The organism is Pseudomonas sp. SWRI77, from assembly GCF_014269105.1.
GTDB lineage: Bacteria > Pseudomonadota > Gammaproteobacteria > Pseudomonadales > Pseudomonadaceae > Aquipseudomonas > Aquipseudomonas capeferrum.
Genome location: NZ_JABWRV010000006.1, coordinates 62,677 through 83,115, shown reverse-complemented (window position 1 = coordinate 83,115; position 20,439 = coordinate 62,677). Strand labels below are relative to the sequence as shown.

Here is a 20,439-nt window from a genome sequence, read left to right as displayed (position 1 = left end):
GCTTATCCGCGTGAAGCGGCGATTTTGATCAGCTTGGCATAATAGAAACCGTCGTGGCCGCCTTCCTGGGCCAGCAACTGGCGGCCGTGGGGCTGGCGCAGGCCGGCCTCGGTGGCCAAGTCCAGCTCACGGGCGCCCGGAGTGCGGGCGAGGAACGCCTCGATCACCTCGGTGTTTTCGGTCGGCAGGCTCGAGCAGGTGGCGTAGAGCAGCATGCCGCCTACTTCCAGGGTTGGCCACAGGGCATCGAGCAGCTCGCCTTGCAGCGTGGCCAGGGCCGGAATGTCGTCGGCCTGGCGGGTCAGCTTGATGTCCGGGTGGCGGCGGATCACGCCGGTGGCCGAGCACGGGGCGTCGAGCAGGATGCGCTGGAAGGGTTTGCCGTCCCACCAGCTGGCGGTGTCGCGGGCATCACAGGCGATCAGTTCGGCGTCCAGTTGCAGGCGCTCGAGGTTCTCGCGCACGCGGGTCAGGCGCTTGGCCTCCAGGTCGATGGCCACCAGGTGTGCAAGGCCGGCCTCGGCTTCGAGCAAATGGCAGGTCTTGCCGCCCGGGGCGCAGCAGGCGTCGAGCACGCGTTGGCCGGGGGCCAGTTCGAGCAGGTCGGCAGACAATTGCGCGGCCTCGTCCTGCACGCTCACCCAGCCTTCGGCGAAGCCCGGCAGGCTGCGCACATCACAGGGCTCATTCAGCACGATACCGTCGCGGCTGAACTGGCAGGCGCTGGCGCCGACGCCGGCCTCTGCCAGCAAGGCCAGGTAGGCATCGCGGCTGTGGTGGCGGCGGTTGACCCGCAGGATCATCGGCGGGTGGGCGTTGTTGGCGGCGCAGATGGCTTCCCATTGCTCTGGCCAGAAGGCTTTCAGCGCTTTCTGCAGCCACCGAGGGTGTGCAGTGCGTACCACCGGGTCGCGCTCCATGCCGGCGAGCAGCGCTTCGCCTTCACGCTGGGCGCGGCGCAGCACGGCATTGAGCAGGGCCTTGGCCCACGGTTTTTTCAGCTTGTCGGCGCAGCCTACGGTCTCGCCGATGGCGGCGTGTGCCGGAATGCGCGTGTAGAACAGCTGGTACAAGCCGACCAGCAGCAGTGCCTGCACATCGGCATCGGCGGCCTTGAACGGCTTTTGCAGCAACTGCGCGGCCAACAGGTCGAGGCGCGGCTGCCAGCGGGCGGTGCCGAACGCCAGGTCCTGGGTCAGGCCACGGTCGCGTTCATCGACCTTGTCCAATTGCGCCGGCAACGAACTGTTCAGCGAGGCCTTGCCGCTGAGCACAGCGGCAAGGGCACGGGCGGCGGCCAGGCGTGGGTTCATTGGCCAAGCACCTTGCCGTTGGCGAACTTCTCGCGGCGGCTGTTGAACAGGTCGCTGAAGTTCAGCGCCTTGCCGCCGGGCAGTTGCAGGCGGGTCAGGCTCAACGCTTGATCACCACAAGCGACCTCCAGGCCATCCTTGCTGGCAGACAGGATCTCGCCGGGGGCGCCCTTGCCTGTGGACAACCTGGCCGCCAGCACCTTCACGCTTTCGCCGTCCAGGGTGCTATGGCACACCGGCCACGGGTTGAAGGCACGGATCAGGCGCTCCAGCTCCACGGCCGGGCGGCTCCAGTCGATGCGCGCTTCGTCTTTGTTCAGCTTGTGTGCGTAGGTGGCCAGGGTGTCGTCCTGAACTTCACCTTGCAGCGTGCCGTCGGCGAGGCCAGCGATGGCCTGTATGACGGCCGGTGGGCCCATTTCGGCGAGGCGATCATGCAGGGTACCGCCGGTGTCTTCGGCGCTGATCGGGGTGACCACCTTGAGCAGCATCGGCCCGGTGTCCAGGCCGGCTTCCATGCGCATCACGGTTACGCCGCTCTCGGCGTCACCGGCTTGCACGGCACGCTGGATCGGCGCTGCACCGCGCCAGCGTGGCAGCAGCGAGGCGTGGCTGTTGATGCAGCCCAGGCGGGGAATATCCAGCACGGCCTGGGGCAGGATCAGGCCGTAGGCGACCACCACCATCAGGTCGGGCTTGAGCGCGGCGAGTTCTGCCTGGGCATCGGCGTTGCGCAGGGTCGGCGGTTGCAGCACCGGGATGTCGTGGGCCACGGCCAGGGCCTTGACCGCGCTCGGCATGAGCTTCTGGCCACGGCCGGCGGGGCGGTCTGGCTGGGTGTAGACGGCCACGATCTCATAGGGGCTGTCGAGCAGTGCCTTGAGGTGTTCGGCGGCAAACTCTGGAGTGCCTGCGAAGACGATGCGCATGGAGTTCTCGCTGCAAAAAAGAAGAAGGCTTGCCGGAGCAAGCCTTCTGGAAGGTGGGGATCAGGCGTTCTGGCGGTGCTGCTTTTCCAGCTTCTTCTTGATTCGGTCGCGTTTGAGCGTGGACAGGTAGTCGACGAACAGCTTGCCGTTGAGGTGATCGAACTCGTGCTGCACGCACACGGCCAGCAGGCCTTCGGCTTCGAGCTCAAAGGGCTTGCCGTCGCGGTCCAGGGCTTTGACGCGCACCCGCAGAGGGCGGTCGACGTTCTCGTAGAAGCCAGGCACCGACAGGCAGCCTTCCTGATACTGGCCCATGTCGTGGGTCAGCTCTTCGACCACCGGGTTGATGAAAACCCGTGGCTCGCTGCGGTCTTCGCTCAGGTCCATCACCACAAGCTGTTTGTGGACGTTGACCTGGGTCGCCGCCAGGCCGATGCCAGGCGCCTCGTACATGGTTTCAAACATGTCGTCGATCAGCTGGCTCAGGGCGTCGTCGAACACCGTCACCGGTTTGGCGATGGTGCGCAGGCGCGGGTCCGGGAATTCGAGAATGTTCAAGATGGCCATAAGGTCGGGCAGTCACTGTGCGTTCGGTTGAAAACTGAACACACATAATAAAGGTAATCGGCGATTTCGGCACCTGGCAAGCTCGTCTAGGGTGTCTATGGGCTTGATAGCGTCCGATTAATGGACAGCTTTTCAAAGTGTTACCCACAAACTTATCCACAGGTTGTGCCACGTAAATGGCCCTGTTTCGATCAAGGATGATCCCGATGCCGACCCCCCACTCGTCGCTTTGCCCACCTGCCGAACTGGAAGCGCGATTACGCCTGCACCGCCTTCCCGAGACCGGGCTGCGTCGTTTTCACACCTTGCTGCAAGCCTTCGGCAGCGCCTCTTCAGCGCTGAGTGCGCCGGCCGGCGCCTGGCGAGCGCTGGGCATGGCGCAGGCCACCATCGACGCGCGGCGCAGCGCCGAAGTACGCGACGGCGCACTGGCTGCGATGGCCTGGCTAGAGCATCCCGGCCAGCATTTGCTGATGTGGGACAGCCCTGGCTACCCTGCGTTGCTGGGTGAAATCGACGATCCACCGCCGCTGCTTTTCGTCGCCGGTGACCCTGCTTTGCTTGAGCGGCCACAGCTGGCAATTGTGGGCAGCAGGCGTGCTTCACCCCCCGCGCTCGACACCGCCAGGGCATTTTCCCGATACCTGTCGCAGGCCGGTTTCACCATTACCAGTGGGCTGGCGTTGGGCATCGACGGTGCCGCTCATCGGGCTGCTCTGCAGGCTGGCGGGGGGACGATCGGTGTACTCGGCACGGGCTTGCAAAAACTTTATCCACAGCGCCACCGCGAGCTTGCCCAGGCGATCATCGACAGCGGTAGCGCACTGGTTTCCGAGTACCCGCTGGATGCCGGGCCGCTGCCGGGCAATTTTCCACGGCGCAATCGCATCATCAGCGGTTTGTCGCTGGGCGTGCTGGTGGTGGAGGCGAGCCTGGCCAGTGGTTCGTTGATAACCGCGCGGCTGGCGGCCGAGCAGGGCCGCGAGGTTTACGCCATCCCCGGTTCGATCCACCACCCAGGGGCCAAAGGCTGCCACCAGTTGATCCGTGACGGTGCGCTCTTGGTGGAGAGCGTGGAACAGATTCTGGAAAGCCTGCGAGGCTGGCAGCACCTGCCCCCTGCGATAGTGGACGAATATGACCACCCCCTGCTTGCTCTGCTGCATGCCGCACCACAGACTACCGAAAGCCTGGCCCATTGCAGCGAGCAGCCGCTGGCCGACGTGCTGGCGCAACTGACCGAACTGGAGCTGCAAGGCCAGGTCAGCAATGAAGCGGGGCGTTGGTTTGCCCGTGCGGGCTAAGTACACTGCGCGCAAGCAAGGTTTATAGGCGGAGAGAGAGAAATGGTGAGCAGTTTTCGTGTGCAACAAGCCGCACGTGAGATCCGGGCGGGCGCGGTGATTGCCTACCCGACCGAAGCGGTCTGGGGCCTGGGCTGCGACCCGTGGAACGAGGACGCGGTGTACCGCCTGCTGGCGCTCAAGTCGCGGCCTGTGGATAAAGGCCTGATCCTGGTCGCCGACAACATCCGCCAGTTCGACTTCCTGTTCGAGGATTTCCCCGAGGACTGGATCGACCGCATGGGCAGCACCTGGCCTGGCCCTAATACCTGGCTGGTGCCGCACCAGGACCTGTTGCCCGAGTGGGTGACGGGTGAGCACGACACGGTGGCGCTGCGGGTCAGCGACCACCCGCAGGTGCGTGAGTTGTGTGCATTGGTTGGGCCGTTGATTTCCACCTCGTGCAACCCCGGCGGGCGCCCGGCGGCGAAGACCCGGTTGCGGGTGGAGCAGTACTTCCATGGGCAGTTGGATCTGGTACTGGGCGGGGCGCTGGGCGGGCGGAAGAACCCGAGTGTGATTCGCAACCTGGCGACTGGCGAAGTCGTTCGTCCGGGCTAAATTGCCAAGCGCCAATACACCTCCTTGTGGGAGCGGGCTTGCCCCGCGAAGCGCCGCGCGGGCGGCGCTCGATATCCGCAACACCACATAAACCAAGGCAGGCACTTGGTCGCTTCAACGCAGCCTTCTGTCAATCAAGGCAACAAAACAGTCGACCCCACAGTCCGCCGCGCCGACAACTCCGCCTGCGCCTTGGCCGCTTCACCCAACGGATACCGTTGCTGGATATCCACAACCACCTTGCCACTCGCGATCACCGCAAACAGGTCATCGGCCATGGCCTGGGTGTTCTCGGCATTGTTGGCATAACTGGCCAAGGTCGGCCGGGTGACATACAGCGAACCCTTCTGCGCCAGGATCCCCAGGTTCACCCCGCTCACCGCGCCGGAGGCATTGCCAAAGCTCACCATCAACCCGCGCGGTTGCAGGCAATCGAGCGAGGTCAGCCAGGTGTCGGCACCCACACCGTCATACACCACCGGGCATTTCTTGCCGTCGGTCAGCTCCAGCACCCGCTTGGCCACGTCTTCACGGCTGTAGTCGATGGTTGCCCATGCTCCCAGCGCCTTGGCCCGCTCGGCTTTCTCGGCAGAGCTGACGGTACCGATCAGCTTGGCCCCGAGCGCGTTGGCCCACTGGCAAGCCAGGGAACCCACGCCACCCGCAGCGGCATGGAACAGGATCACGTCGCCCGGCTGCACGGCATAGGTCTGCTTGAGCAGGTATTGCACGGTCAGCCCCTTGAGCATCACCGCCGCCGCCTGCTCGAAACTGATGTTGTCCGGCAGCTTGACCAGGTTGGCCTCCGGCAGCGTATGCACCTCGCTGTAGGCACCCAGCGGCCCGCCGCCATAGGCTACGCGGTCACCCACTTTCAGGCGGGTAACGCCCTCGCCCACCGCCTCGACCACGCCTGCACCCTCGGTGCCCAGGCCTGACGGCAGTGCAGGCGGCGCGTACAGGCCATTGCGGAAATAGGTATCGATGAAGTTCAGGCCGATCGCATGGTTACGCACGCGGACCTGCTGTGGCCCGGGCGGGGCGGGTTCGAACTCTACAAGCTGCAGAACTTCCGGGCCGCCATGCTGGCTGAACTGGATACGCTTGGCCATCTCGCACTCCTGTTGTCGGGATTGGTAACAGCCCTCTATCGGACGCCTTTGCTTGATCGCCGTCAACTGCGGCGCGTCGGCCGCCGGTGGTATGCTACGCGGCGAATTCTTCTCTGCCCGCTCCAGGTGACCCGATGACCAGCCGCACCGAGGCCGTGAAAGCCTACCTGCTCGACCTGCAAGACCGCATCTGCTCCGCCCTCGAAACCGAGGACGGCGGCGCCCGCTTCGTCGAGGACGCCTGGACGCGCGAAGCCGGTGGCGGGGGCCGTACGCGGGTGATCGGTGATGGTAAGTTGATCGAGAAAGGCGGGGTCAACTTCTCTCACGTGTTCGGTACCGGCCTGCCGCCTTCGGCCAGTGCCCACCGCCCGGAACTGGCTGGCCGTGGCTTCGAGGCCCTGGGCGTGTCGTTGGTGATCCACCCGCACAACCCGCACGTGCCCACCTCTCACGCCAATGTGCGGTTCTTCATCGCCGAAAAAGAGGGTGAAGAGGCCGTGTGGTGGTTCGGCGGCGGCTTCGACCTGACCCCGTACTATGGCAATGAAGAAGACTGCATCCACTGGCACCGCGTGGCCGAGCAGGCCTGTGCGCCGTTTGGCGCCGACGTTTATCCGCGCTACAAAGCCTGGTGCGACCGCTACTTCCACCTCAAGCACCGTGGCGAACCGCGTGGCATCGGCGGGCTGTTCTTCGATGACCTGAACGAGTGGGACTTCGACACCTGCTTCGCGTTCATCCGCGCCATCGGCGACGCCTACGTCGAGGCCTACCTGCCGATTGTCCAGCGCCGCAAGGACACGCCCTACACCGCCGAGCAGCGTGAGTTCCAGGAGTACCGCCGCGGCCGCTACGTGGAGTTCAACCTGGTCTATGACCGGGGCACCTTGTTCGGCCTGCAATCGGGTGGGCGTACCGAGTCGATCCTCATGTCGCTGCCACCGCAGGTACGCTGGGGCTACGACTGGAAGGCCGCGCCCGGTAGCGAAGAAGCGCGCCTGACCGAGTACTACCTGCAAGATCGCGACTGGCTCGCCCAGTAAGCCTGTGGATAACCGAGGAACCCACCATGGACCAGTACGTCGTTTTCGGTAACCCCATCGGCCACAGCAAGTCGCCGCTGATCCACCGCCTGTTCGCCGAACAGACCGGCCAGGACCTGGAGTACGCCACCCTGTTGGCGCCGCTGGACGAGTTCAGCGATTGTGCCTACGGCTTCTTCAAACAAGGCAGAGGCGGCAACGTCACCGTGCCGTTCAAGGAAGAAGCCTACCGCCTGTGCGACAGCCTGACCCCACGTGCCCAGCGGGCGGGGGCGGTGAATACCCTGAGCAAGCTGGCTGACGGCACGCTGCAGGGTGACAACACCGACGGTGCCGGCCTTGTACGCGACCTGACGGTGAATGCCGGCGTGCAGCTGGCGGGCAAGCGGATTCTCATCCTTGGCGCGGGTGGCGCGGTGCGTGGCGTGCTGGAGCCGATCCTGGCGCACGGCCCCGAGTCGCTGGTGATTGCCAACCGCACGGTGGAAAAGGCCGAGCTGCTGGCCCATGAGTTCGATGAACTCGGGCCGGTGGTGGCCAGTGGGTTTGCCTGGCTGCAGGAACCGGTGGACGTGATCATCAACGCCACCTCGGCAAGCCTGGCGGGCGAGATGCCGCCGATTGCCGCAAGCCTGGTCGAGGCGGGGCGTACGGTTTGCTATGACATGATGTATGGCAAGGAGCCTACGCCGTTTTGCCAATGGGCCACCGACTTGGGGGCGGCCAAGGTGCTGGACGGGCTGGGGATGCTGGCTGAACAGGCGGCGGAAGCGTTCTTTATCTGGCGTGGGGTGCGCCCGGATACGGCGCCGGTGCTGGCTGAATTGCGCAGGCAGTTGGCGCGGGGTTGAGGTTTTGGGGCCTTAAAGCGGCCCCAGTCATTCTTCAAACCGGATCGGACACAACGCCACCCCCTCCAGCTTCTGCAATTCCTCGACCACCTGCGGCCGCGCCCGCTGCAAGGTCAAACTACCCCCCGCACGCCGCAATCGCCGGGCCTCGCGGTGCAACATATCCACACCGGAGTAATCGATGAAGTTCACCTGCCGCGCGTCGATCACCACATGCGGCCCCTGGCAGCGTTGCAGGCGCACCTGCAGGTAATGCGCCGCGCCAAAGAAGATCGACCCGCCCACCCGCAGCACATCGGCCTGCCCTTCCCGGCTCTGCTGCACCCGTGGCCGTGAAGTGCGCTTGAGGTAGAAGAACAGCGAAGCCAGCACCCCGGCGTAGATCGCCGTTTGCAGTTCCAGCAGCAAGGTCGCGGCGGCGGTCAGGGCCATGACCAGGAATTCCGAGCGGCTGACCCGGCACAGCGCGCGAATACCCCGGTGATCCACCAACCCCCAACAGATCAGCAGAATGCTGCCCGCCATGGCCGGGATCGGCAGATGGGCGATCAGCCCCGCGCCTGCGACGGCAAACACCGCGACCCACAGCGCCGAGAACACCCCCGCCATAGGCGACCTGGCACCTGCGTCGTAGCTCAGGCCCGAGCGGGTGAAAGAGCCTGATGAAAGGTAGCCGGAGAACCACGCACCGACGATGTTCGACAGGCCTTGGGCGCGGATCTCCTGGTCGGCGTCGATCAGCTGTTCGGAGCGCGAAGACAGCGACCTGGCGATCGACAGGCTGGTGACCAGGCCGAGCATACCCACGGCCACCGCGGTCGGCAGCAGCCGCAGCATCAGCTCAAGGTCCAGCAACGGCAGCGGGCTCAAGGGCGGTAATTGGCCGGTGAAGGCCGGCACCCTCGGCACATGGCCAAAGAAGCCAGGCAGTAACCAGGCCAGCAGGCTGACCAGGATCAGGCTGATCAACAAGCTTGGCCAACGCGGCCGCCACAGCTTGAAGCCCACGCCGATGAGCACCGTGGCCAGGCCCAGCATCAGCGATGGCAGGTCAACCTCACCGGCGTGGCTGGCCAGGTCCTGGACGGTTTTCAAGGCCGTGGCCTGGCTCGGCAGGTCCATGCCCAGCAGATTGGGCAACTGGCCGAGGGCGATGACGATGGCGGCGCCCAAGGTGAAGCCGAGCACCACCGAGTGGGAGACGAAATTGACCAGCGCGCCGAACCGTAGCAGGCCGAGCAAAAGCTGGAAGATGCCAGCAATGAAGGTCAGCAGCAGAACCAGCGTGACGTAGTCGGCACTGCCGGGCACCGCCAAGGGGCTGACACTGGCATACAGGACAATGGAGATGGCGGCAGTCGGGCCGCAGATCAGGTGCCAGGAAGAGCCCCACAGGCAGGCGATGAGCACCGGGACGATGGCGGCGAACAGGCCGTATTCGGCAGGCAGGCCGGCAATCAGGGCGTAGGCGATGGATTGGGGCAAGGCGAGGATGGCACCGCTTAGGCCCACCAGCAGGTCCTGACGCAGGCTGCGGCCCGATTGGCGGGGCAGCCAGGTGAGGAAGGGCAGCAGGCGGTGAAGACGGTGCATGGCTTATTCAAATCCCGGGGGTTGTACCCGCCCCTGTCGGAGCGGGTGAGTGTGGTTGTCTGAATTACAATTTGGCTTTGACGGCCTCGTTCGCATCACCACCGGCCTTGCTGGTTACCCCGGCCAGCCACCCTTCCAGAACCTCGGGATGCGCCTTGACCCACGCCTTGGCCGCCTCGTCGAAGCTGATTTTCTTATCCACAGCCTCGGCCATGATGCTGTTTTCCATGTCCAGGGTAAATCTCAGGTTACCCAGCAGCTTCGCGGTATTCGGGCACGCCTGTGCATAACCTTTGCGAGTCAGGGTATAGACCTCGCCCTTGCTGCCAAACCACTGCTCGCCGCCCGTGAGGTAGTGCATCTTCAGCTTCACGTTCATCGGGTGTGGTGTCCAGCCGAGAAAGGTGATGAACTGCTGTTTCTTCACGGCGCGGTCCACCTGCGCGAGCATCGCCTGTTCACTCGACTCCACCAGCTTCCACTGGCCGAGGTTGAACGCATTCTTGTCGATGATCTCCTTGAGCGACAGGTTGGCCGGGGCTCCCGAGCCGATTCCGTAGAGCTTCTTGTCGAACTGTTCGGCATGCGTTTGCAGGTCGGCGAAATCCTTCACCCCGGCATTCCACACATAGTCGGGCACCGCGAGGGTGAACTCGGTGCCTTCGAGGTTGCGGGCCAACTGCTGCACATCACCGGTGGCGACGAACTTGTCATGAAACCCCTGGTGCGCCGGCATCCAGTTGCCAAGGAAGGCATCGACTCGCCCATCCTTGAGGCCACCGTAGATGATCGGCACGGCCAGGCTGTCGATCTTCACCTGGTAGCCGAGGCTTTCCAGCAGCAGGCGGGTGATGGCGTTGGTGGTGGCGATGTCGCTCCAGCCGGGGTCGGCCAGCTTCACGGTGTTGCATTGCGCGTCTTCGGCGTGCGTCGAGGCAGCGCCCAGGCTCAAGGCCAGGGCGAGCACGGCGGTAGAGAACTTTTGCATGGCGGACTCTCTTCTCAATCCAGAGGTGCGGGCTGTGGATAACGGGCCTTGCGCTCGAGGTCGTCGAGATCGATGTGGTTGCGCATGTACTGTTGGCTGGCGTCCACCAGCGGTTGGTGGTCCCAGCTCTTCAGCTTGCCGATGGCCAGGGCCTCGGCCACCAGGCGACGGCGGCGCTGGCTGGCCAGCACCTGCTGGCGCAGGGTGGGGATGTCCCAACGTTGCCGGGCTTCATCGACAAATGCCTGCAGCAGCGCCTGATGGTCCGGGCTGCCGGTGAGGTTCTCCCGCTCGTACGGGTCGCGGCTCAGGTCATAGAGTAGCCATGGGTCGTCTTCGCTGTACACGAACTTGTACGGGCCGCGGCGGATCATCATCAGCGGGCCGACCGTACCCTCGGCCATGTATTCACCGATCACCTCGTCGTGGCCGCCCTGCCCTTGCAGGTGGCCAAGCAGCGAGCGTCCGTCCAGCTGCAGCGAGTTGTCCACAGTGCCGCCGGCCAGTTCGACCAGGGTGGGCAGCAGGTCGCAGGTCGAGACCGAGGCGCTTACCCGTGCCGCTGCAAAGCGCTTGGGCGCGTGAATCAGCAGTGGCACCCGTGCCGACATCTCGAACCAGTGCATCTTGTACCAGAGGCCGCGTTCGCCAAGCATGTCGCCGTGGTCGCCGGAGAACACGATCAACGTGTCCTCTGCCAGGCCGCATTCCTCAAGGGTTTGCAGCAACTGGCCAATGTTGTCGTCGATGTAGCTGCAGGCGCCGAAATAGGCACGCCGGGCATCGCGGATCTTGTCCACAGGCAGCGGCTTGTCCCACAGGTCGTAGACCTTGAGCAGGCGTTGCGAATGCGGGTCCTGCTCGTGCTGGGCGAACTCGGCGCGGGGCATGGGGATATCCACACCCTCGTAGCGGTCCCAGTAGCGCTTGGGGATGGTGTAGGGGTCGTGGGGGTGGGTCATGGACACGGTCAGGCAGAACGGCCGGCCATCGTTTTCGCGCACATGGTCGTAGAGGTACTGGCGGGCCTTGAACACCACCTCTTCGTCGAAATCCAGTTGGTTGGTGCGCACGCAGGGGCCGGCCTGCAGTACTGAAGACATGTTGTGGTACCAGCTCGGGCGCTCGTCGGGTGCATCCCAGTTCACCGCCCAGCCGTAGTCGGCCGGGTAGATATCGCTGGTCAGCCGTTCTTCATAGCCATGCAACTGGTCCGGGCCGCAGAAGTGCATCTTGCCGGACAACGCGGTGCGGTAGCCCAGACGACGCAGGTAGTGGGCGTAGGTTGGCACATCGGCAGGGAAGTCGGCGGCGTTGTCGTAGGCGCCAATGCGGCTGGGTAACTGGCCGCTGACCAGGGTGAAGCGCGAGGGCGCGCACAGCGGGCTGTTGCAGTAGGCCGAGTCGAAAACCACCGCCTGCGCGGCGAGGCGGGCGAGGTGTGGCATCTGGAGGGGCGAAGGGGCGTAGATCGGCAGCAGGGGCGCGGCCATCTGGTCGGCCATGATGAACAGGATATTCGGGCGCGTCATGGTTGGTTTCCATCGTTGAAGGTTATGCGAACCGCTTGCCTATCAAGATGCGACTGTGGATAACATGGGTAAAGCCCATGGCGGGCAATGACTGGGATTAGCTGAGCTTATGTTTGAGCGCCTTGCCGAGCTGTCGCTCGATACCCTGCGCGTGTTCGAGGCTGCGGCACGCTTGCGTGGCTTTACCGCCGCCGCGCTGGAACTGGGCACCACGCAGCCAGCGGTGAGCCAGCAGGTGAAGCGCCTTGAGGCTCAGCTGGGTACCCGGCTGTTCGACCGGATCTACCGGGGTATCGCGCTGACCGATGCCGGCCAGGTGCTGTTCGAGCAGGTGCACCAAGGGCTGCAGGCCATGGACGACGGCCTTGCCCTGGCCAGTGGCCGGGGCCAGCGTGAGGTGCTGCAAGTGGCCACCGACTTTGCCTTTGCTGCGTTCTGGCTGATGCCCAGGCTGCAACGTTTTCACGAGGCTTATCCACAGGTGGATGTCAGCTTGGTGACGGGTGAGCGCAGCCAGGCGATGTTGCGGCCGGACATTGATGTGGCCGTGCTGTTTGGCGATGGGCGTTTTCATCAGGGCGAGAGCCGGTGGTTGTTCGATGAAGAGGTATTTCCGGTCTGCAGCCCCCGGCTGACTCATGGCAAACCCTTGTCAGCCGTGGCTTTGCAGCGTTTGCCCTTGCTTCACCTGCGCGGCGAACAAGCCAGCCGCTGGTTCGACTGGGCGGGGGTGTTTCGCGGGTTTGGCGTGGACAGCCCGCCACCGCCGGGGCAACTGCGTTTCGATAACTACACCCTGTTGATCCAGGCGGCGATTGCCGGCCAAGGGGTGGCGATTGGCTGGGGGCACCTGGTCGATGGGCTGGTGGAGCAGGGCCTGCTGTGTCGGCCACTGGAGGGCAGTTTGCGTTCGGCGCGGGGGTATTACGTGGTGTTGCCGCCACGCAAGCGGCGCGGGGCGTTGATCGAGCGGTTTGTGGGTTGGCTTGAAGACGAGCGCAATGCTTGAGGGGCTCTTCGCGGGGCAAGCCCGCTCCCACAGATACTGCACACCAATCTGTGGAGGGCTTGACCCGCGAAGAGGCCTCAGGATACGAAGTTCAAATGCTCGCCCCGATGCAAGCCCAGGTCGAGCATATCCACCATCCCCGCCGCAACGTTCTCCAAATCCGCCAACTGCTGCGGCGCATTGATCAGCGTCCAGTGCAGCGCACTGCGCTGTAGCGCATCGACCACATGGTCCACGCCCTCGCGCTGTTCATCGGTGTAATGGCCTGGCCTGTCCAGCACATCGAAATCGCCCACCAGCAACAGCCGGCGTATAGTCGTACGCGCAAGCCCAGCGATCAGCGCCTCGCTCATCCGCCATTGCGCGGGCAGGTCAGCGGGTGCCAGCGCTGACACCAGCGCAACCACCGCCGAGCCCCCCGCAGCGCCCTGCTCTGCCTGGTCGGCAGCGCCCAGCCCGCCTATCTTGAAATGCAGGCCAGGGCGTGGCGCATGGCGGTTGAGGTCGTCGACCACGGCGGTAACCTCATGCTGGCGCGCCAGCAGCTCGGCGATCAGCGCACTGCCAAGGCTAGACTCGGCCCCGAACAGCACCAGCTTGAACACGGGGGTTTCGGCATTTTTCACTGCATCACCTCCTTTGCGGTGGTGATGGTTGGACCGCAATCAGGAGTTATCGTGCAGAGGATCAAGGGCTATCACGCCCACGTGTACTACGACGCATCGACCATCGAGCAGGCGCGGGCATTGTGCGAAGAGGCGGCGCGGCTGTTCCCCGTGACCATGGGGCGCATGCACCAGCAACCGGTGGGGCCGCACCCGGACTGGAGCTGCCAGTTGGCGTTCGGGCCGGAGGTGGTGGGGGTGGTGTTGCCGTGGCTGGCGTTGTATCGCAACGGGTTGGTGGTGTTTCTGCACCCGCTGACCGGGGATGAGCTGGCCGATCACCGTGATCATGCGATCTGGATGGGGGCTGTGCGGCCTTTGAAACTGTCGATTTTTGGTGGCTAGATGGGGGCCGCCATGCGGCCCATTCGCGGGGCGAGCCCCGCTCCCACAGGTCGAGTGCTTTCTGACAGATTGCAGTGGACCGGTGGGAGCGGGCTTGCCCCGCAAAGAAGGCAACGCCAATCAGCGTCGAGCGCCGCGCACACCTTCAGCCAGCGCCGAGCACAAGCTCAATACATCGTTAACAGCCTGATCCGCATCTTTGGCCTGGGCGATCTTGTCGACCAGTGCCGAGCCCACCACCACACCATCGGCCAGGCGCGCAATCGCCGCCGCCTGCTCTGGCGTGCGAATGCCAAACCCTACGCTGATCGGCAGGGCGGTATGCCGACGCAGGCGGGCAATCGCCTCGCTCACGTGCTGGGTTGTCGCAGACCCTGCCCCGGTTACACCAGCCACCGACACGTAATAGACAAACCCGGAGCTGCGCTCCAGCACACGCGGCAGGCGCGCGTCGTCGGTGGTCGGTGTGGTCAGGCGGATGAAGTCGATGCCCGACGCCTGGGCCGGGGTCGCCAGCTCGGCGTCGTGCTCAGGCGGCAGGTCGACGATGATCAGGCCATCGACGCCCGCATCCTTGGCCTCGGCCACGAACTTTTCCACGCCAAAGCGATGGATCGGGTTGTAGTAACCCATCAGTACGATCGGCGTAGCCTGGTTGCCCACGCGGAATTCGCGAACCATCTGCAGGGTCTTGGCCAAGGTCTGGCCGGCTTCCAGCGCACGCAGGGTGGCCAGCTGGATGGCGACGCCATCGGCCATCGGGTCGGTGAACGGCATGCCCAGTTCGATCACGTCGGCGCCAGCCGCTGGCAGGCCCTTGAGAATCTGCAGCGAGGCGTCGTAGCCGGGGTCACCCGCAGTTACGAAGGTGACCAGTGCCGCACGGCCTTCGGCCGCAAGTTCGGCGAAGCGTTGTTCAAGACGGCTCATGCCTGTTTCTCCTGGGCGGCCATGTGGTTCATCACGGTTTGCATGTCTTTGTCGCCGCGCCCGGACAGGCACACGACCATCAAGTGGTCCTTGGGCAGGTTCGGCGCGCGCTTGATCGCCTCGGCCAATGCGTGGGCGCTTTCCAGGGCCGGGATGATGCCTTCCAGGCGGCAGGTGGCGTGGAACGCATCCAAGGCTTCGTCGTCGGTAATGCTGACGTACTCGACGCGCTTCACTTCGTGCAGGTAGGCGTGCTCGGGGCCGATACCTGGGTAGTCCAGGCCGGCGGAAATCGAGTGGGCGTCGGTGATCTGGCCGTCAGCGTCTTGCAGCAGGTAGGTGCGGTTGCCGTGCAGGACACCCGGTACGCCACCGTTCAGGCTGGCAGCGTGCTTGTCGGTATGCACGCCGTGGCCGCCGGCTTCGACGCCGATGATCTGCACGCTTGGTTCTTCAAGGAATGCGTGGAACAGGCCCATGGCGTTGGAGCCGCCGCCGACGCAGGCGACCAGGCTGTCGGGCAGGCGCCCTTCCTTCTCTTGCAGCTGGACACGGGTTTCCTTGCCGATGATCGACTGGAAGTCGCGGACCATGGCTGGGTACGGGTGCGGGCCGGCCACGGTGCCGATCAGGTAGAAGGTGTCTTCGACGTTGGTGACCCAGTCGCGCAGGGCTTCGTTCATGGCGTCTTTGAGGGTGCCGGTGCCAGCGGTGACCGGGACGATTTCGGCGCCCAGCAAGCGCATGCGGAACACGTTCGCCTGCTGGCGCTCGATGTCGGTGGCACCCATGTAGATCACGCAAGGCAGGCCGAAACGGGCTGCAACGGTGGCGGTGGCCACGCCGTGCATGCCGGCGCCGGTTTCGGCGATCAGGCGTTTTTTGCCCATGCGCTTGGCCAGCAGCACCTGGCCGATGCAGTTGTTCACCTTGTGCGCGCCGGTGTGGTTGAGCTCTTCACGCTTGAAGAAGATTTTTGCGCCGCCGCAGTGCTCGGTCAGGCGCTCGGCGAAGTACAGCGGGTTCGGGCGGCCGATATAGTCACGCTGGAAGTAGGCCAGCTCTTCGAGAAACGCGGGGTCGGCCTTGGCCGCTTCGTATTCGCGGGCCAGGTCCAGCACCAGCGGCATCAGGGTTTCTGCCACGTAGCGGCCGCCGAACGAGCCGAACAGGCCGTTGGCGTCTGGGCCAGGGCGGTATTGAGTCTGGGTCATGGGGCGCTCCAAGGCGTACTGAATGAGTGATGGGCTTTACTGTAACCACGCAACGCCCGTCTGAAAACCGATAAGATTGCGCAAACCTGTCAGGAAAACTCACAAGACAATGGCCCAGGACCTTCCCCCTCTCAATGCCCTTCGGGCCTTTGAGGCCACTGCCCGGCTGAACAGTGTCAGCCAGGCTGCCGAGGCGCTGCACGTGACGCACGGGGCAGTCAGCCGGCAGATCAAGGTACTCGAAGAACACTTGGGCGTTGCCCTGTTCGTCAAGGATGGGCGTGGCATCAAACTCACAGATGCCGGCGTGCGCCTGCGCGATGCCAGTGGCGAGGCGTTCGACAGGTTGCGGGGGGTGTGTGCCGAACTGAGCCGGGATAACCGCGAGGCGCCATTCGTGCTTGGGTGCTCCGGCAGCCTGCTGGCGCGTTGGTTTATCCCTCGGCTCGGGCGGCTCAAAGCCGACTTGCCCGAGCTGCGCCTGCACCTCTCCGCCGGGGAAGGCGACCTGGACCCCAGGCGCCCGGGGCTGGATGCCTTGCTGGTGTTTGCCGAACCGCCGTGGCCGGCGGACATGCAAGTACACGTGCTGGCCGAAGAGCGCATCGGGCCTGTGCTAAGCCCGCACTTTGCCGGGTTCGAACGCTTGCGCGGGGCAGCGCCCGACGCCTTGCTGGGCGAGGCGTTGCTGCATACCACGTCTCGTCCGCAGGCGTGGCCGGCCTGGGCCGGGCAGCACGGGCTGGATGCGGGGGCCTTGCAGTTCGGCCAGGCATTCGAACACCTGTACTACCTGCTGGAGGCCGCAGTGGCCGGGCTGGGTGTGGCGATCGCGCCGCAACAGCTGGTGGCGGACGATTTACGTGCTGGAAGGTTGGCGGCACCTTGGGGTTTCTCACCCACCTGTGCCGCGCTGGCGCTGTGGGTGCCCCGACGCGCCGCAGATGGGCGCGCCGAGCAACTGGCGCAATGGCTGCGCCAGGAACTGCAGCTGCAAATCGCTTAGTTGCGCTTGTACAGCAGCCAGGCCGCCAGCAGGCCCAGTGCCCCAACGGCTACCCCGGCGGTGGTGATGGGGTGCTCCTGGGCATAGTCACGGGTGGCGATGCCGGTCTGGCGGGTGCGGGTCTTCACTTCCTCGTAGGCGTCGCTCAGCAGGCTGCGCGAATGTTTGAGAGCGCTTTCGGCATTGCTGCGGATGGCCTTTACCGACTTCTGGGACTCCTCCGATGCATCGTGCTTGAGGTTTTCCAGCGATTTCAGAAGGCTTTCGATCTCGGCTTCCATGCTTTCCAGGGATGTTTTACGCAGCGAGTTGCGATGCATGTTGAATCTCCTTCGGGGGTGGGCTGTAAGGATTGCGACTGCGCAGGGCTGCGAAAGTGCGATCGAACTTTTGCCCAAGGCGACGGCTCGCAGGTAAACCAGGCCTGCGCTGCTAGGCTCAAGCAGACTGTCATCCAAGGAGAGTGCACATGTCCGATCATCACACGTACAAGAAGATCGAACTGGTAGGGTCGTCGCCCACCAGCATCGAGGACGCGATCAACAATGCCCTGGCCGAAGCGGCCAAGAGCATCAAGCACCTGGAGTGGTTCGAAGTGATCGATACCCGGGGCCACCTGCGTGACAACAAGGTCGAGCATTTTCAGGTCACGCTCAAAGTCGGCTTCCGTATTGCCAACAGCTGAAACAGTGCCGGGGTAGCTGGCGCTGGCAAGATGGGGTAATACAGAGGGGGCGCCTTAGCCGGCGCCCTCTTTGATTTTCATCTGTACAAGGAAAGCGAACGATGAAGAAAATGATTCTGGCGGCAGGCCTTATGGCGTTGGCGGGTGGTGCGCTGGCGGCGGGCAAGCCGTGTGAAGAGCTCAAGGCAGAGATTGCCGCCAAGCTGGATGCCAAGGGCGTAAATGGCTACACGCTGGAGATCGTCAAGAAAGGCGAGCCGGCGGGCAAGGTAGTTGGCAGCTGTGAAGCTGGCACCAAGGAAATTGTCTACCGGCGTGGTTGAGTGACGGCCTCTTCGCGGGGTTGCCCGCGAAGAGGGTTACTCGGCCTTCAAAGCCTGCGCCAGCAGCTCATAGGACCTGACCCGGTCCGCATGCTCATACAGGTCACAGGTAAAGATCAGCTCATCCGCCCCGGTCTGCTCCAGCAGCACCTCCACCTTGGCCCGTACCTTCTGCGGGCTGCCAATCATCGCCAGGCCCAGGAAGCTCATCACCGCGTCGCGTTCGTGAGGTAGCCACAGCCCCTCCATGCTCTCAACGGGCGGGCGCTGCATCAGGCTCTGCCCGCGAATCAGGGCAAGGATGCGTTGGTACACCGAAGTAGCCAGGTATTCGGCCTTTTCGTCGGATTCGGCCACCACCATCGGAATGCCAAGCATCACATAGGGTTTGTCGAGCGTGGTGGAAGGCTTGAAGTGGTTGCGGTAGACGCGGATCGCCTCGTGCATGAAGCGCGGCGCGAAATGCGAGGCGAACGCGTAGGGCATGCCGCGCATGCCGGCCAGTTGGGCGCTGAACAGGCTTGAGCCGAGCAGCCACATCGGCACCTCGGTGTCATGCCCAGGCACGGCGATCACTTTTTGATCATCGGTGCGCGGGCCGAGGTAGCGTGACAGCTCCTCGACATCGTCGGGGAAGTCGTCCGCGCTGCCGGAGCGCTCGCGGCGCAGGGCGCGGGCGGTCATCTGGTCGGAGCCGGGGGCGCGGCCCAGGCCCAGGTCGATACGGCCGGGGTAGAGGCTGGCCAAGGTGCCGAACTGCTCGGCGATCACCAGCGGTGCGTGGTTGGGCAGCATCACGCCGCCGGAGCCAACGCGGATGCTCGAGGTGCCACCCGCCAGGTAGCCGATCAGCACGGAAGTCGCGGAACTGGCAATGCCATCCATGTTGTGATGCTCGGCGACCCAGAAGCGGTTGTAGCCGAAGCGTTCCACGTGCTGGGCCAGGTCCAGCGAGTTATGCAGCGACTGAGCCGGCCCGCCGTCGGCGCGCACGGGCACCAAGTCGAGGGTTGAAATTTTCAGGTCACGCAGCTGCGTCATCGGAGCCTCCTTGAACGTGGTTGGCCAGAGGCCTTTTAAACTCTGTATGGGCACATTCGGTGGATTCAATGCTTACGGTCAGATTGATCTGAACTTGCCGTACGCGGCCGGCCTCTGAACCCATAAGCATGTCACCCCAAGATATGTAAATGCAGCGACCAGGAGGCATCATGAAAAAGACAGCATCGGCGATCTGGCAAGGTGGCCTGAAGGATGGCAAGGGCCTGCTTTCTACTGAAAGCGGCGCGCTCAAGCAGAACCCCTACGGCTTCAACACCCGTTTTGAAGGCTCACCTGGGACCAACCCGGAAGAACTGATCGGCGCCGCCCATGCCGGCTGCTTCTCGATGGCGCTGTCGATGATGCTCGGCGAGGCGGGCCTGACCCCAGAGCGCATCGATACCATTGCCGAGGTGACCCTGGACAAGCAGCCCGATGGTTTCGCCATCACCGCCGTGCACCTGATTCTGAAGGCCAAGGTACCTGGGGCCAGCGAGGCGCAGTTCCTCGAGATTGCCAACAAGGCCAAGGCCGGGTGCCCGGTATCGAAGGTGCTCAATGCCACCATCAGCCTGGATGCCTCACTGGTGGGCTAGGCGGCGCAACGGGGGCGGTTTGCTGTAGTCTAAACAGCAACGGCAGCACGACTGCCCTTTCAGGAGCCATTCCATGATCCGCGTAGCAATCGCCGTGCTGGCCTCGCTGCTCGCCACGTCCGCCCTGGCGGCAGTGAAGCCGTGCGAAGAATTGAAAACCGAGATCGAGGCCAAGATCCAGGCACAGGGCGTGACGTCCTACACCCTGGAGATCGTGCCAAACAGCGAGGTCAAGGACCAGAACATGGTCGTAGGCAGCTGCGAGGGTGGTACCAAGAAGATCATCTATCAGAAGAATGATCGCTAGGGTTTAATTTGGTTGGGGGCGCAAAGCGCCCCCAACTGTCATGGAATACAAAACACGTTACTGGGCTCGTTCACTACCACTGTGCGGCTGGCGTCGTACAGCAGCACCTGCGGCTCCATCACCGGCGCGCGCGCCTCCAGGCGATAGCGCTCGCCTGCTTTGAAATTGTCATAGCGCACGGTCAGGTAGCAGGTACGGTCCCTTGGCTGGGACATCATGCCGCCGCCATAGATCTCATAATCGAAACGCACCACCAGCTCATGCTTGCCAGGTGTCACCTGGAAATAGCGGCCATCCTCCAGGCGCTTGCCGTCAAGGCGATCAGCCATGATGACTCTGCCGGGGGTGATGGTAGAAAGCTCGACCCAGGCCTGCTTGGGGTCGACGGGTGGCAAGGGGCTGGCGCAAGCCCCCAGTGCACTGAGGGCGATCAGCATCATGGGCTGGCGCATGGCAAAACTCCCACTTGCGATATACACGTTA

At 64.1% G+C, this 20,439-nt stretch carries 24 protein-coding genes; 11 read left to right on the top strand and 13 right to left on the bottom strand.

From position 1 onward, the window contains the following. Positions 1–2: 2 nt before the first annotated feature. Genes rsmB through def form a run of 3 tightly spaced genes read right to left on the bottom strand, consistent with a single transcriptional unit; the run spans position 3 to position 2,809 of the window. The gene (gene rsmB, locus HU766_RS08460) at positions 3–1,313 is read right to left on the bottom strand and encodes a 16S rRNA (cytosine(967)-C(5))-methyltransferase RsmB (RefSeq protein WP_186655426.1); all 1,311 of its coding nucleotides are present in this window, start codon (positions 1,311–1,313) and stop codon (positions 3–5) included. Beyond that, a complete protein-coding gene (gene fmt / locus HU766_RS08455) occupies positions 1,310–2,242 on the bottom strand; it encodes a methionyl-tRNA formyltransferase (RefSeq protein ID WP_186655423.1) in 933 nt (310 codons plus the stop codon). The genes rsmB and fmt overlap by 4 nt, the downstream gene beginning before the upstream one ends. Before the next feature lie 60 nt (positions 2,243–2,302). Beyond that, positions 2,303–2,809: a peptide deformylase gene (def, locus tag HU766_RS08450; protein WP_033702463.1), complete on the bottom strand. Its 507-nt coding sequence runs from the start codon at positions 2,807–2,809 to the stop codon at positions 2,303–2,305. A 206-nt stretch (positions 2,810–3,015) separates the two neighbouring features. On the opposite strand from def, the gene dprA reads away from it, so the two are divergent. Together dprA and HU766_RS08440 are read left to right on the top strand one after the other, a co-directional pair. Beyond that, the gene (dprA, locus tag HU766_RS08445) at positions 3,016–4,113 is read left to right on the top strand and encodes a DNA-processing protein DprA (protein WP_186655421.1); all 1,098 of its coding nucleotides are present in this window, start codon (positions 3,016–3,018) and stop codon (positions 4,111–4,113) included. A 42-nt stretch (positions 4,114–4,155) separates the two neighbouring features. Then, complete coding sequence (locus tag HU766_RS08440) at positions 4,156–4,713, top strand: L-threonylcarbamoyladenylate synthase (RefSeq protein ID WP_033702465.1); 558 nt, start codon at positions 4,156–4,158, stop codon at positions 4,711–4,713. A gap of 134 nt (positions 4,714–4,847) precedes the next feature. Here HU766_RS08440 and HU766_RS08435 read toward each other — a convergent pair whose 3' ends face one another. Further along, a complete protein-coding gene (locus tag HU766_RS08435) occupies positions 4,848–5,825 on the bottom strand; it encodes an NADPH:quinone reductase (protein WP_156309994.1) in 978 nt (325 codons plus the stop codon). 134 nt (positions 5,826–5,959) lie between these two features. Between HU766_RS08435 and hemF the strand changes: the two genes are divergently transcribed. Both hemF and aroE read left to right on the top strand, forming a co-directional pair. Then, a complete protein-coding gene (hemF, locus tag HU766_RS08430; protein WP_033702467.1) occupies positions 5,960–6,871 on the top strand; it encodes an oxygen-dependent coproporphyrinogen oxidase in 912 nt (303 codons plus the stop codon). Between the two features lie 26 nt (positions 6,872–6,897). Continuing rightward, positions 6,898–7,722, top strand: coding sequence for a shikimate dehydrogenase (gene aroE / locus HU766_RS08425; protein WP_033702468.1), 825 nt, complete (start codon positions 6,898–6,900; stop codon positions 7,720–7,722). Between the two features lie 27 nt (positions 7,723–7,749). On the opposite strand, the gene HU766_RS08420 is transcribed toward aroE, so the two are convergent. From HU766_RS08420 to betC, 3 genes are all read right to left on the bottom strand, one after another. After that, positions 7,750–9,315 carry a SulP family inorganic anion transporter gene (locus tag HU766_RS08420; RefSeq protein WP_186655407.1) on the bottom strand — a complete coding sequence of 522 codons (1,566 nt, stop codon included), beginning with the start codon at positions 9,313–9,315 and terminating at the stop codon, positions 7,750–7,752. A gap of 64 nt (positions 9,316–9,379) precedes the next feature. Next, complete coding sequence (gene choX / locus HU766_RS08415) at positions 9,380–10,303, bottom strand: choline ABC transporter substrate-binding protein (protein WP_186655405.1); 924 nt, start codon at positions 10,301–10,303, stop codon at positions 9,380–9,382. Between the two features lie 14 nt (positions 10,304–10,317). Further along, positions 10,318–11,835: a choline-sulfatase gene (gene betC, locus HU766_RS08410; protein ID WP_186655403.1), complete on the bottom strand. Its 1,518-nt coding sequence runs from the start codon at positions 11,833–11,835 to the stop codon at positions 10,318–10,320. Positions 11,836–11,944: 109 nt separating this feature from the next. Between betC and HU766_RS08405 the strand changes: the two genes are divergently transcribed. Next, positions 11,945–12,844: a LysR family transcriptional regulator gene (locus HU766_RS08405; protein ID WP_033702472.1), complete on the top strand. Its 900-nt coding sequence runs from the start codon at positions 11,945–11,947 to the stop codon at positions 12,842–12,844. Positions 12,845–12,921: 77 nt separating this feature from the next. Here HU766_RS08405 and HU766_RS08400 read toward each other — a convergent pair whose 3' ends face one another. Continuing rightward, positions 12,922–13,470 carry an NAD(P)H-binding protein gene (locus HU766_RS08400; protein WP_186655401.1) on the bottom strand — a complete coding sequence of 183 codons (549 nt, stop codon included), beginning with the start codon at positions 13,468–13,470 and terminating at the stop codon, positions 12,922–12,924. A gap of 51 nt (positions 13,471–13,521) precedes the next feature. On the opposite strand from HU766_RS08400, the gene HU766_RS08395 reads away from it, so the two are divergent. Next, a complete protein-coding gene (locus HU766_RS08395) occupies positions 13,522–13,854 on the top strand; it encodes a DOPA 4,5-dioxygenase family protein (RefSeq protein WP_186655399.1) in 333 nt (110 codons plus the stop codon). Positions 13,855–13,974: 120 nt separating this feature from the next. On the opposite strand, the gene trpA is transcribed toward HU766_RS08395, so the two are convergent. Both trpA and trpB read right to left on the bottom strand, forming a co-directional pair. Next, a complete protein-coding gene (gene trpA / locus HU766_RS08390; RefSeq protein ID WP_033702475.1) occupies positions 13,975–14,784 on the bottom strand; it encodes a tryptophan synthase subunit alpha in 810 nt (269 codons plus the stop codon). After that, positions 14,781–15,998 carry a tryptophan synthase subunit beta gene (gene trpB, locus HU766_RS08385; RefSeq protein ID WP_033702476.1) on the bottom strand — a complete coding sequence of 406 codons (1,218 nt, stop codon included), beginning with the start codon at positions 15,996–15,998 and terminating at the stop codon, positions 14,781–14,783. Before trpB ends, trpA begins: the two co-directional genes overlap by 4 nt. A gap of 109 nt (positions 15,999–16,107) precedes the next feature. On the opposite strand from trpB, the gene HU766_RS08380 reads away from it, so the two are divergent. Continuing rightward, positions 16,108–17,004: a LysR family transcriptional regulator gene (locus HU766_RS08380; protein ID WP_186655397.1), complete on the top strand. Its 897-nt coding sequence runs from the start codon at positions 16,108–16,110 to the stop codon at positions 17,002–17,004. On the opposite strand, the gene HU766_RS08375 is transcribed toward HU766_RS08380, so the two are convergent. Continuing rightward, positions 17,001–17,324, bottom strand: a complete 324-nt coding sequence (locus HU766_RS08375; RefSeq protein ID WP_027592031.1) for a DUF883 family protein — start codon at positions 17,322–17,324, stop codon at positions 17,001–17,003. The genes HU766_RS08380 and HU766_RS08375 overlap by 4 nt on opposite strands. 149 nt (positions 17,325–17,473) lie before the next feature. Here HU766_RS08375 and HU766_RS08370 point away from each other — a divergent pair, with 149 nt between their 5' ends. Together HU766_RS08370 and HU766_RS08365 are read left to right on the top strand one after the other, a co-directional pair. After that, positions 17,474–17,689: a dodecin gene (locus tag HU766_RS08370; protein WP_033702479.1), complete on the top strand. Its 216-nt coding sequence runs from the start codon at positions 17,474–17,476 to the stop codon at positions 17,687–17,689. 101 nt (positions 17,690–17,790) lie between these two features. Next, on the top strand, positions 17,791–18,012 hold the full coding sequence (locus tag HU766_RS08365) for a DUF1161 domain-containing protein (RefSeq protein ID WP_033702480.1): 222 nt from the start codon (positions 17,791–17,793) through the stop codon (positions 18,010–18,012). A 36-nt stretch (positions 18,013–18,048) separates the two neighbouring features. On the opposite strand, the gene HU766_RS08360 is transcribed toward HU766_RS08365, so the two are convergent. Continuing rightward, positions 18,049–19,053 carry an LLM class flavin-dependent oxidoreductase gene (locus tag HU766_RS08360; RefSeq protein WP_186655395.1) on the bottom strand — a complete coding sequence of 335 codons (1,005 nt, stop codon included), beginning with the start codon at positions 19,051–19,053 and terminating at the stop codon, positions 18,049–18,051. A 170-nt stretch (positions 19,054–19,223) separates the two neighbouring features. Here HU766_RS08360 and HU766_RS08355 point away from each other — a divergent pair, with 170 nt between their 5' ends. Beyond that, positions 19,224–19,649 carry an OsmC family protein gene (locus HU766_RS08355; protein ID WP_033702482.1) on the top strand — a complete coding sequence of 142 codons (426 nt, stop codon included), beginning with the start codon at positions 19,224–19,226 and terminating at the stop codon, positions 19,647–19,649. A 73-nt stretch (positions 19,650–19,722) separates the two neighbouring features. Beyond that, complete coding sequence (locus HU766_RS08350; RefSeq protein WP_033702483.1) at positions 19,723–19,956, top strand: DUF1161 domain-containing protein; 234 nt, start codon at positions 19,723–19,725, stop codon at positions 19,954–19,956. Positions 19,957–19,994: 38 nt separating this feature from the next. Here the strand turns inward: HU766_RS08350 and HU766_RS08345 are convergent, their stop codons facing one another. Then, entirely contained in the window at positions 19,995–20,408 is a 414-nt protein-coding gene (locus tag HU766_RS08345) for a hypothetical protein (RefSeq protein WP_033702484.1), read from the bottom strand. Between the last annotated feature and the right edge of the window lie 31 nt (positions 20,409–20,439).

Excerpts from the sequence above, each read along its gene's own strand:
- rsmB (WP_186655426.1), bottom strand. The coding sequence starts at position 1,313 with ATGAACCCACGCCTGGCCGCCGCCCGTGCCCTTGCCGCTGTGCTCAGC.
- fmt (WP_186655423.1), bottom strand. The coding sequence starts at position 2,242 with ATGCGCATCGTCTTCGCAGGCACTCCAGAGTTTGCCGCCGAACACCTC.
- def (WP_033702463.1), bottom strand. The coding sequence starts at position 2,809 with ATGGCCATCTTGAACATTCTCGAATTCCCGGACCCGCGCCTGCGCACC.
- dprA (WP_186655421.1), top strand. The coding sequence starts at position 3,016 with ATGCCGACCCCCCACTCGTCGCTTTGCCCACCTGCCGAACTGGAAGCG.
- HU766_RS08440 (WP_033702465.1), top strand. The coding sequence starts at position 4,156 with ATGGTGAGCAGTTTTCGTGTGCAACAAGCCGCACGTGAGATCCGGGCG.
- HU766_RS08435 (WP_156309994.1), bottom strand. The coding sequence starts at position 5,825 with ATGGCCAAGCGTATCCAGTTCAGCCAGCATGGCGGCCCGGAAGTTCTG.
- hemF (WP_033702467.1), top strand. The coding sequence starts at position 5,960 with ATGACCAGCCGCACCGAGGCCGTGAAAGCCTACCTGCTCGACCTGCAA.
- aroE (WP_033702468.1), top strand. The coding sequence starts at position 6,898 with ATGGACCAGTACGTCGTTTTCGGTAACCCCATCGGCCACAGCAAGTCG.
- HU766_RS08420 (WP_186655407.1), bottom strand. The coding sequence starts at position 9,315 with ATGCACCGTCTTCACCGCCTGCTGCCCTTCCTCACCTGGCTGCCCCGC.
- choX (WP_186655405.1), bottom strand. The coding sequence starts at position 10,303 with ATGCAAAAGTTCTCTACCGCCGTGCTCGCCCTGGCCTTGAGCCTGGGC.
- betC (WP_186655403.1), bottom strand. The coding sequence starts at position 11,835 with ATGACGCGCCCGAATATCCTGTTCATCATGGCCGACCAGATGGCCGCG.
- HU766_RS08405 (WP_033702472.1), top strand. The coding sequence starts at position 11,945 with ATGTTTGAGCGCCTTGCCGAGCTGTCGCTCGATACCCTGCGCGTGTTC.
- trpA (WP_033702475.1), bottom strand. The coding sequence starts at position 14,784 with ATGAGCCGTCTTGAACAACGCTTCGCCGAACTTGCGGCCGAAGGCCGT.
- trpB (WP_033702476.1), bottom strand. The coding sequence starts at position 15,998 with ATGACCCAGACTCAATACCGCCCTGGCCCAGACGCCAACGGCCTGTTC.
- HU766_RS08380 (WP_186655397.1), top strand. The coding sequence starts at position 16,108 with ATGGCCCAGGACCTTCCCCCTCTCAATGCCCTTCGGGCCTTTGAGGCC.
- HU766_RS08375 (WP_027592031.1), bottom strand. The coding sequence starts at position 17,324 with ATGCATCGCAACTCGCTGCGTAAAACATCCCTGGAAAGCATGGAAGCC.
- HU766_RS08370 (WP_033702479.1), top strand. The coding sequence starts at position 17,474 with ATGTCCGATCATCACACGTACAAGAAGATCGAACTGGTAGGGTCGTCG.
- HU766_RS08365 (WP_033702480.1), top strand. The coding sequence starts at position 17,791 with ATGAAGAAAATGATTCTGGCGGCAGGCCTTATGGCGTTGGCGGGTGGT.
- HU766_RS08360 (WP_186655395.1), bottom strand. The coding sequence starts at position 19,053 with ATGACGCAGCTGCGTGACCTGAAAATTTCAACCCTCGACTTGGTGCCC.
- HU766_RS08355 (WP_033702482.1), top strand. The coding sequence starts at position 19,224 with ATGAAAAAGACAGCATCGGCGATCTGGCAAGGTGGCCTGAAGGATGGC.
- HU766_RS08350 (WP_033702483.1), top strand. The coding sequence starts at position 19,723 with ATGATCCGCGTAGCAATCGCCGTGCTGGCCTCGCTGCTCGCCACGTCC.
- HU766_RS08345 (WP_033702484.1), bottom strand. The coding sequence starts at position 20,408 with ATGCGCCAGCCCATGATGCTGATCGCCCTCAGTGCACTGGGGGCTTGC.